We start from the raw sequence: 6,445 nt of genomic DNA, 5'->3' as shown, positions 1-6,445 counted from the left end.
ATTTTCACGAACCGATCAGTTCCTTGATCGCTGTTATCAATAGCGGCAAGTCCAAGGGTTTTTTGAAGATGCGGTCGGCGCCGGAATTTTTGGCGATTTCCAAATAATCCCCCGCATCGACGATGCCGCCGCCGGAGATGGCGACGATCTTCACGCCGGGATAATCGCGTCGAAATTCCAAAATCGTTTCGATGCCTTCCTTTTCCGGCATGAGAATATCGAGAACCAGCAAATGGACGGGGCGGCGGCGATGAATGGCGATCGCCATCGCGCCGTCGCTGGCTTCTTCAATCTCATAACCCGCGCGTCCCAAAGGAATGCGCAGCATGGAGCGGATGTCTTTTTCATCGTCCACGACAAGAATACGCTTCATCCATCTAAACTCCTGAAGTTCACTATTTGGCGAGGCTGTCTTTTCCATCCGTGAGCCATTTTAACGAAAATCGCGCGAATGTAATGGTTTCATAGGGACTTTTTTCTCCGCATTCGTAAAGGCAGCCGATTGTCCCATCAGGAAGGACAACGAGATCGGAATAGGCGGAGGGTCCGGCGTGAATTTCTTTGGAAAACGCCCAGGTTTGGCCATCGTCGCAACTGAGGCGGATAGTCATCTTCTCTCTTTTCTCGCTGGCGGGATTGGAGAAGAGGATGCGGTTTTTATCCGAACCGTCTTTCAAGGAATAACGGATGACGGAGGCTTGGCATACTGGTTCGATCAGGGCGGGATCGTCTTTCGCCTCGCCCCAGGTCATCCCTTCGTCTTTGCTGACGGCGACGGCTCGGCGATGCCGATTCTTATAGGAGCGCATGTTCAAATAGAGCGATCCATCGGCCAATTCGAGCGCCGCGCATTCGTTGACGAAGCCGCTATCGATGGCGCCTCCCAGTTTCCACGTTTGGCCCCGGTCGTCGCTGTATATGACGTGCGATCCCCAAGAAGAGGCGTTTTCATTCAAAGAAAAATCGCAGGGGATTACGAATCGCCCGCTCTTCAGTTGAATGCCATGACAGGGGCCGGTGGCGTACCAGCGCCATTCCGGGCGTTTTACGCATTGGGTTATCTCGACGGGCTGGCTCCAGATTGAACCGCCGTCCTCGCTCTTCATGACCCAAACGTCGCGCGAACCCGTTCCCCGATGGATTTGGCTTTCGCTGATGTCGCCGCGATTGGTTGTGAAAACCAGCCATATCGTGCCGGAATCGCGATCCACTACCGGGCTGGGATTGCCGCAGGTATACCCCTCGCGGTGGACGAGGACTTGCATCGGCCCCCAACTTTTTCCTCCATCCAGGCTGCGCTTCAACGTCAAATCGATATCGCCGGAATCGTTAAGACTTTTTTTGCGTCCTTCGCAAAAAGCCAAAAGCGTTTCTTGCTTCGCCGCAATAACGGCGGGGATGCGAAACGCGAAATAGCCTTCTTGGCCGGAGAGAAAAACCGCTTGCCGGGAGATCGATTCGTTATCCGCCCCTGCAACGCCAGCCGAAAACAAAAATGCAACGATAAGAATCCACCCGATTCCATTTTTCCAAAACATGGATTTTTTCCTTTTGAAAGATATCTTTTTTTTCGCGATTCATCTATGGTATGCTTAATCATAGAAAAAGAGTAGACAATGCAGCGGAAACTATCCCCAAAATGCGTTGCCATCCAATTTACTGCAAGGAGAAGCCACTATGCCATCGGAAAATCGTCGATCCTTTCTAAAAAAATCCAGCGCCGCCGCGTTAACTGCGGGCAGTTTCATTAATTGGAATCCGCGGGCGTTAGGCGCCAACGAGAGAATCAATCTGGCGTTAATCGGTGGACACAATCAAGGCAAGCACGACGTCAGAGAAGCGATTGCTCTGGGCGCATTCGTCAAGACGTTCTGCGACATCGACGACGCCGTACTTAACGAAACGGGAGCGTTGATCGAAAAAGCGCAAGGAGCGGCTCCGGCGAAATGCAAGGATTTCAAAGAGGTTTTGGAGGATAAGGAGATCGACGCCGTCATGATCGTAACGCCGGATCATTGGCACGCCATCATGGCGATTCTCGCCTGCCAGGCGGGCAAGGACGTCTATTGCGAAAAACCCCTCAGCCAGACGATTCACGAAGGCCTCTTGATGCGTAACGCAGCGCGTAAGTTCAACCGCATCTTCCAAACTGGCACCCAACGCCGCAGCATGAACCATTACAAATCGGCGGTGGAATTCGCCGCGTCAGGCAAACTGGGCGACATCTGCCTCTTGAAAGCCTGGATGAACCAGGTGCGCGGGAGCATCGGCAATCCGGAAGACTCGTCCGTCCCCGAAGGCGTGGATTACGACCGCTGGCTGGGACCGGCGCCTCAACGTTCATTCAATAAAAACCGTTTTCATTACACATGGCGTTTCTTTTGGGATTACGGCAACAGCGAAGAAGGAAATCAGGGCGTCCACATGCTGGACATCTGTTTATGGTACCTGCAAAAAACGAAAGGTTTGAAGAAAAGCTTTCCCCGCCGCGTTTCCGGCCAAGGAGGAATCTACTGGCTGGACGACGCCAAAGAAGTGCCGGATACGCAAGTCCTGACCTACGATTTCGAAGACGTAATGCTGGTTTGGGAATTGCATAGTTTCCAAAATCATGCGCCGATGGAAGGCATCGCCGCCGGAGTGGCTTTTTATGGAACGGAGGCGACGCTCTTCGTCGACAGCGACAATTGGAGAGCCATCGGCAAAGACGGAAAGGAGATCGCGAGCGATAAAGCCTCCGGCGGATCGCACATCAGAAACTTTTTCGATTGCATCAAAAGCCGCGAGACGCCTAACGCCGATGTGGAGATCGGACGCCAAAGCGCTCTTGTTTGCCAATTGGGAAACATCTCGCACCGATTGGGAAGAGAACTGTTCTTCGACGGCGAAACTTCTACGTTCAAAAATGATAAAGAAGCGAACGCCATGTTGACGAAGGAGTACCGAGAGCCTTACGTTTTGCCGAATATCTGAGATGCGCGACGATGTTGTTTCTTATTATTCAAGAGCAGAAACAACCTTGCCCTTGCCGCCGCACTTTTTTATGCGGATCAATCAAACCCGAACGGAAATTAATCTCCGTCCGGGTTTTTCATTTTGCGCCGATCATTTTTTGGGGATGGGATAAAGTTCGGAATCGACGTGCGCGTTGTTCATGATGGCGGCGATTTCGGCGGCGATGTCCGGGTGTTGGGCGGCGATATCTCTTTCTTCCCCCAGATCGCCGCTCAGATTGTACAATTCCACCGGCGCATCGATCCCATGCCGGACGCCTTTCCAATTCTTCATGCGCACCGCTTGATCGAAGCCTCTCTCGTAAAATTCCCAATAGAGATAATTATGGCGGCGCTGCGGCTGGCTCGTCAGAGCGGGAACCATAGATAAACCGTCAATCGCCGTAGGAACATTAGCGCCTCCCAACTCGGCGGCGGTGGGAAGAAAATCCCAAAACGCCCACGGCTCTGCGCTGGCGGCTCCCGCTTGAATCTTCCCCGGCCAGCGGGCGATCATGGGAACGCGGATGCCGCCCTCGTACAAATCGCGCTTGATGCCGCGCAAGGGGCCGTTGCTGTCGAAGAAGTTGGGATCGGCGCCGCCTTCTTTATGCGGCCCGTTATCGCTTGAGAAGAAAACGATCGTGTTTTCGTCCAGCCCCAGTTCCTTTAATAAGGTGAACAATTTCCCCACGTCGCCATCCAAGCGCGTAATCATGGCGGCGTGATTCTTGGAGGCTTGCGGCCAATTTTCTTTGGAATAGGGCGCGTCGCTGGGAATCGGCATCCCATTGACGCCGCCTTCGTTGAAGGCGTGGGGAATGGTGTAGGCGAGATAAAGGAAGAAGGGATTGGCTCGGTTGCGCTTGACGAAATCATGGGCTTCCGCCGCGAAAGCGTCGTGAGAATACGTCCACTTTTCGAAGAAAAAACGCTCTTCGTTTTTCCAAACGTAATCGGGGTAATAATTGTGCGCCCGCGCCTGATCGAGATAGCCGAACCAATAGTCGAATCCCTGGCGGTTGGGGATGCCGGAGTCGTTGGGCGCTCCCAGCCCCCATTTGCCGATAATGCCCGTTGCGTAACCGGCGTCTTTGAGAACCTCCGCGACGGTGACGTCCTGCGGCAGCAGGGGATGGCGCTTGTTGCCCCGGATGCGGGCGCGTCCGGTGTGATAGCCGGTCATTAGGCAGCAGCGGGAAGGAGCGCAGACCGTGCTGCCCGCATAGCAATCCGTAAAGCGCATTCCCTCTTGCGCCATGCGGTCGATGGATGGCGTTTGGATGGTCTTTTGGCCGTAGCAGCCGAGATCGCCGTAACCCAGATCGTCGGCCAGGATGAAAATGATATTGGGCTTGCTTCCCGAATTCGCATTCGCGCGGGAGGATAATATTAACGGCAATCCGGCCAACGAAGCAACGGCGCCTAGACCGGCTTGCTTGATAAAATCTCTGCGATTGGCGTTCTTCTTCATGGAAACGCTCCTTCGATTGGATTCAATTCAGCGCATCCATAATTTTTCCATACATTCACGGCGATTTAAACCCATCGATCGCCATGAGGTAGTGGATGGCGGGCTACGCTTCGCTTTGATCACACCCTACACAACTGAGATGGGGTTTCATGGATTGAATCACGAAAGCGCTAAAGATGGCGAATTTCACGAAATTTTGCGATTTGATACATTTAGGGCAAGAAGGATAAATCAAAGGCAGACTTCGCTTTGCCTTTGCCACCCCTTCAAAATATCTCATTGATTATTAGAATTTCGCTCATCGAAATGAGGGTCCACTTGGTTGATATCAACGATCTTGCCATCCTGAATCACATAGACGGGAACATTGAGCTGGCGTCCGAGTTCGCGGGCGCGTTTTCCCGCGCGGATCAACGCCGCTTCCGCTTTTTGGAAATCTGGATCAACGATATTCGCATTTTCATCGCTCATGTATTTTTACCTCGATCGATCACAATTGGCTTTGTTGACGAGTTATCGTAGAGAATCCAACTGTCCACAATTGGTTTGTATAGTGTTTCGAAATGAATCCGTCCTATTTCAAAACGCCTGCGAATCGCATCCTCTGGAACGGAATGTCCCCCAGATAAAACGCGAGAGGCTACGCGGGCAATAGCCAATTCAACGTTTGGAAGACTTAAATAAAACAGTTTTATCCAATAGCCCATCTTTTGCCATTCCGGGATTCTCCTTGCGTATATTTTACCGCTTAATGTGGTTTCGAACGCAAAACTTTTTCCTTGTGCGACGTAGGATTCGATTTCTTGCAGCATCAAACGTCCGGCTTTAAGCGCCGCTGCATCCGGTTGGAATGGGGAAAGACCGCTGGCGATCAAATCGGCGTTGATAAATAGGGGGCATTCCGCTTCTTGAGGCAAAAATTCCTGCGCAAAGGTGGTTTTTCCAGCGCCATTCGGCCCTGCGATGATAACGATCTTTTTTTGCGGACTTATTGCGAATTCGTGGTTATTCGTCATTGTCCCCAAGTAGAAGAGCCATCCTGGCTCTTTCTTTCTTCACTCAAGAGGCTGGAAGCCTCTTCTACACTTACGACGTTTTAGAAGAGAGCGAAATCAATGGCGGCTTGGCCTCAAAAATCAATCAACTCCTGGCCGGGAATCAATCCTTTTTTCCAGAAAAATTTCAGACGGCCCAAAGACATCGTCTTGCGGTAAAAAATCGAACCGTCGATCCATTGGCCTTTGTCGTTCATGCAGCCTTTGGAATTTTTATCCAGACTTTGGAAGATTTCGTAACTGCGCACCCATCCCAAAAACTTTTTATTGAAACTCAATTTCACGCCGAAGAGAAAACCCGATTTCGTCAATTCCTCTTGTATGTTGGGATTTACATTAATCGTCATGATGTGGGCCGAATCCGAATCCAGCGTGGGAAGGCCGCTGCGGTCGAAATGCATGCGCACCGTCTGCGAATTGCTTTGCTCGATATAATCCATTTTCTCCGGCAGCAACGGCGCAATTCCGTAGCGCTGTTTTTTGGCGTGGTAGGAATATTGGGTCAGCGTCGTGTTCTTTTCCAATTGGTAGAGATAATAATTTTCGCAGTAGCGCAGCCGCCAATCTTTACTAAGATCGATCAGGAACTTTTCGATGTCGCTCCAAAGGTCCTTGCCGATCATATAGGCGCAAATCACGGAAACGATGGACTCGATGGCGAACAAATCTTCTTTATTGAAAATCAGGAATAAGAAAGTGATAACCAGCCCCAGCCCCAAACCGAAGATGTTGTTGAAATGATCGTCGATGCGGGTGTAAGCCGACCGCTGATGAGAGGCGATATCCTTAACGTATTCTTCAAATGGAGTGAACGAGAAATCCTTGGAAGAGATTTTGCGGCTATAGGGATAGAGGATGATGTGGCATTCGAAGGAATGAAATTTCGCCAGCCAATCCAAATGATCGATCTCCACGTCGTATAC

General features: G+C 51.3%; 7 protein-coding genes. 1 reads left to right on the top strand and 6 read right to left on the bottom strand.

Going from position 1 to position 6,445, the window contains the following annotated elements; all coding sequences use genetic code 11:
- Positions 1–4: 4 nt before the first annotated feature.
- Both AB1656_04300 and AB1656_04295 read right to left on the bottom strand, forming a co-directional pair.
- Complete coding sequence (locus AB1656_04300) at positions 5–373, bottom strand: response regulator (GenBank protein MEW6234585.1); 369 nt, start codon at positions 371–373, stop codon at positions 5–7.
- Positions 374–395: 22 nt separating this feature from the next.
- Positions 396–1,538: a sialidase family protein gene (locus AB1656_04295; protein ID MEW6234584.1), complete on the bottom strand. Its 1,143-nt coding sequence runs from the start codon at positions 1,536–1,538 to the stop codon at positions 396–398.
- Between the two features lie 139 nt (positions 1,539–1,677).
- On the opposite strand from AB1656_04295, the gene AB1656_04290 reads away from it, so the two are divergent.
- Positions 1,678–2,973 carry a Gfo/Idh/MocA family oxidoreductase gene (locus tag AB1656_04290; protein ID MEW6234583.1) on the top strand — a complete coding sequence of 432 codons (1,296 nt, stop codon included), beginning with the start codon at positions 1,678–1,680 and terminating at the stop codon, positions 2,971–2,973.
- Between the two features lie 132 nt (positions 2,974–3,105).
- Here the strand turns inward: AB1656_04290 and AB1656_04285 are convergent, their stop codons facing one another.
- The 4 genes from AB1656_04285 to AB1656_04270 all read right to left on the bottom strand — a co-directional run.
- Entirely contained in the window at positions 3,106–4,467 is a 1,362-nt protein-coding gene (locus AB1656_04285) for an arylsulfatase (protein ID MEW6234582.1), read from the bottom strand.
- A 276-nt stretch (positions 4,468–4,743) separates the two neighbouring features.
- On the bottom strand, positions 4,744–4,938 hold the full coding sequence (locus AB1656_04280) for a hypothetical protein (GenBank protein ID MEW6234581.1): 195 nt from the start codon (positions 4,936–4,938) through the stop codon (positions 4,744–4,746).
- Positions 4,935–5,483 carry a zeta toxin family protein gene (locus AB1656_04275; protein MEW6234580.1) on the bottom strand — a complete coding sequence of 183 codons (549 nt, stop codon included), beginning with the start codon at positions 5,481–5,483 and terminating at the stop codon, positions 4,935–4,937. The genes AB1656_04280 and AB1656_04275 overlap by 4 nt, the downstream gene beginning before the upstream one ends.
- Positions 5,484–5,596: 113 nt before the next feature.
- The coding region (locus AB1656_04270; protein MEW6234579.1) for a hypothetical protein at positions 5,597–6,445 on the bottom strand (849 nt) is incomplete at its 5' end.

Source organism: Candidatus Omnitrophota bacterium (assembly GCA_040755155.1).
In the GTDB taxonomy this organism is placed as follows: Bacteria; Hinthialibacterota; Hinthialibacteria; order Hinthialibacterales; family Hinthialibacteraceae; genus JBFMBP01.
This window is presented reverse-complemented; position numbering and strand designations above follow the sequence as displayed.

Excerpts from the sequence above, each read along its gene's own strand:
- AB1656_04300 (MEW6234585.1), bottom strand. The coding sequence starts at position 373 with ATGAAGCGTATTCTTGTCGTGGACGATGAAAAAGACATCCGCTCCATG.
- AB1656_04290 (MEW6234583.1), top strand. The coding sequence starts at position 1,678 with ATGCCATCGGAAAATCGTCGATCCTTTCTAAAAAAATCCAGCGCCGCC.
- AB1656_04285 (MEW6234582.1), bottom strand. The coding sequence starts at position 4,467 with ATGAAGAAGAACGCCAATCGCAGAGATTTTATCAAGCAAGCCGGTCTA.
- AB1656_04280 (MEW6234581.1), bottom strand. The coding sequence starts at position 4,938 with ATGAGCGATGAAAATGCGAATATCGTTGATCCAGATTTCCAAAAAGCG.
- AB1656_04295 (MEW6234584.1), bottom strand. The coding sequence starts at position 1,538 with ATGTTTTGGAAAAATGGAATCGGGTGGATTCTTATCGTTGCATTTTTG.
- AB1656_04275 (MEW6234580.1), bottom strand. The coding sequence starts at position 5,483 with ATGACGAATAACCACGAATTCGCAATAAGTCCGCAAAAAAAGATCGTT.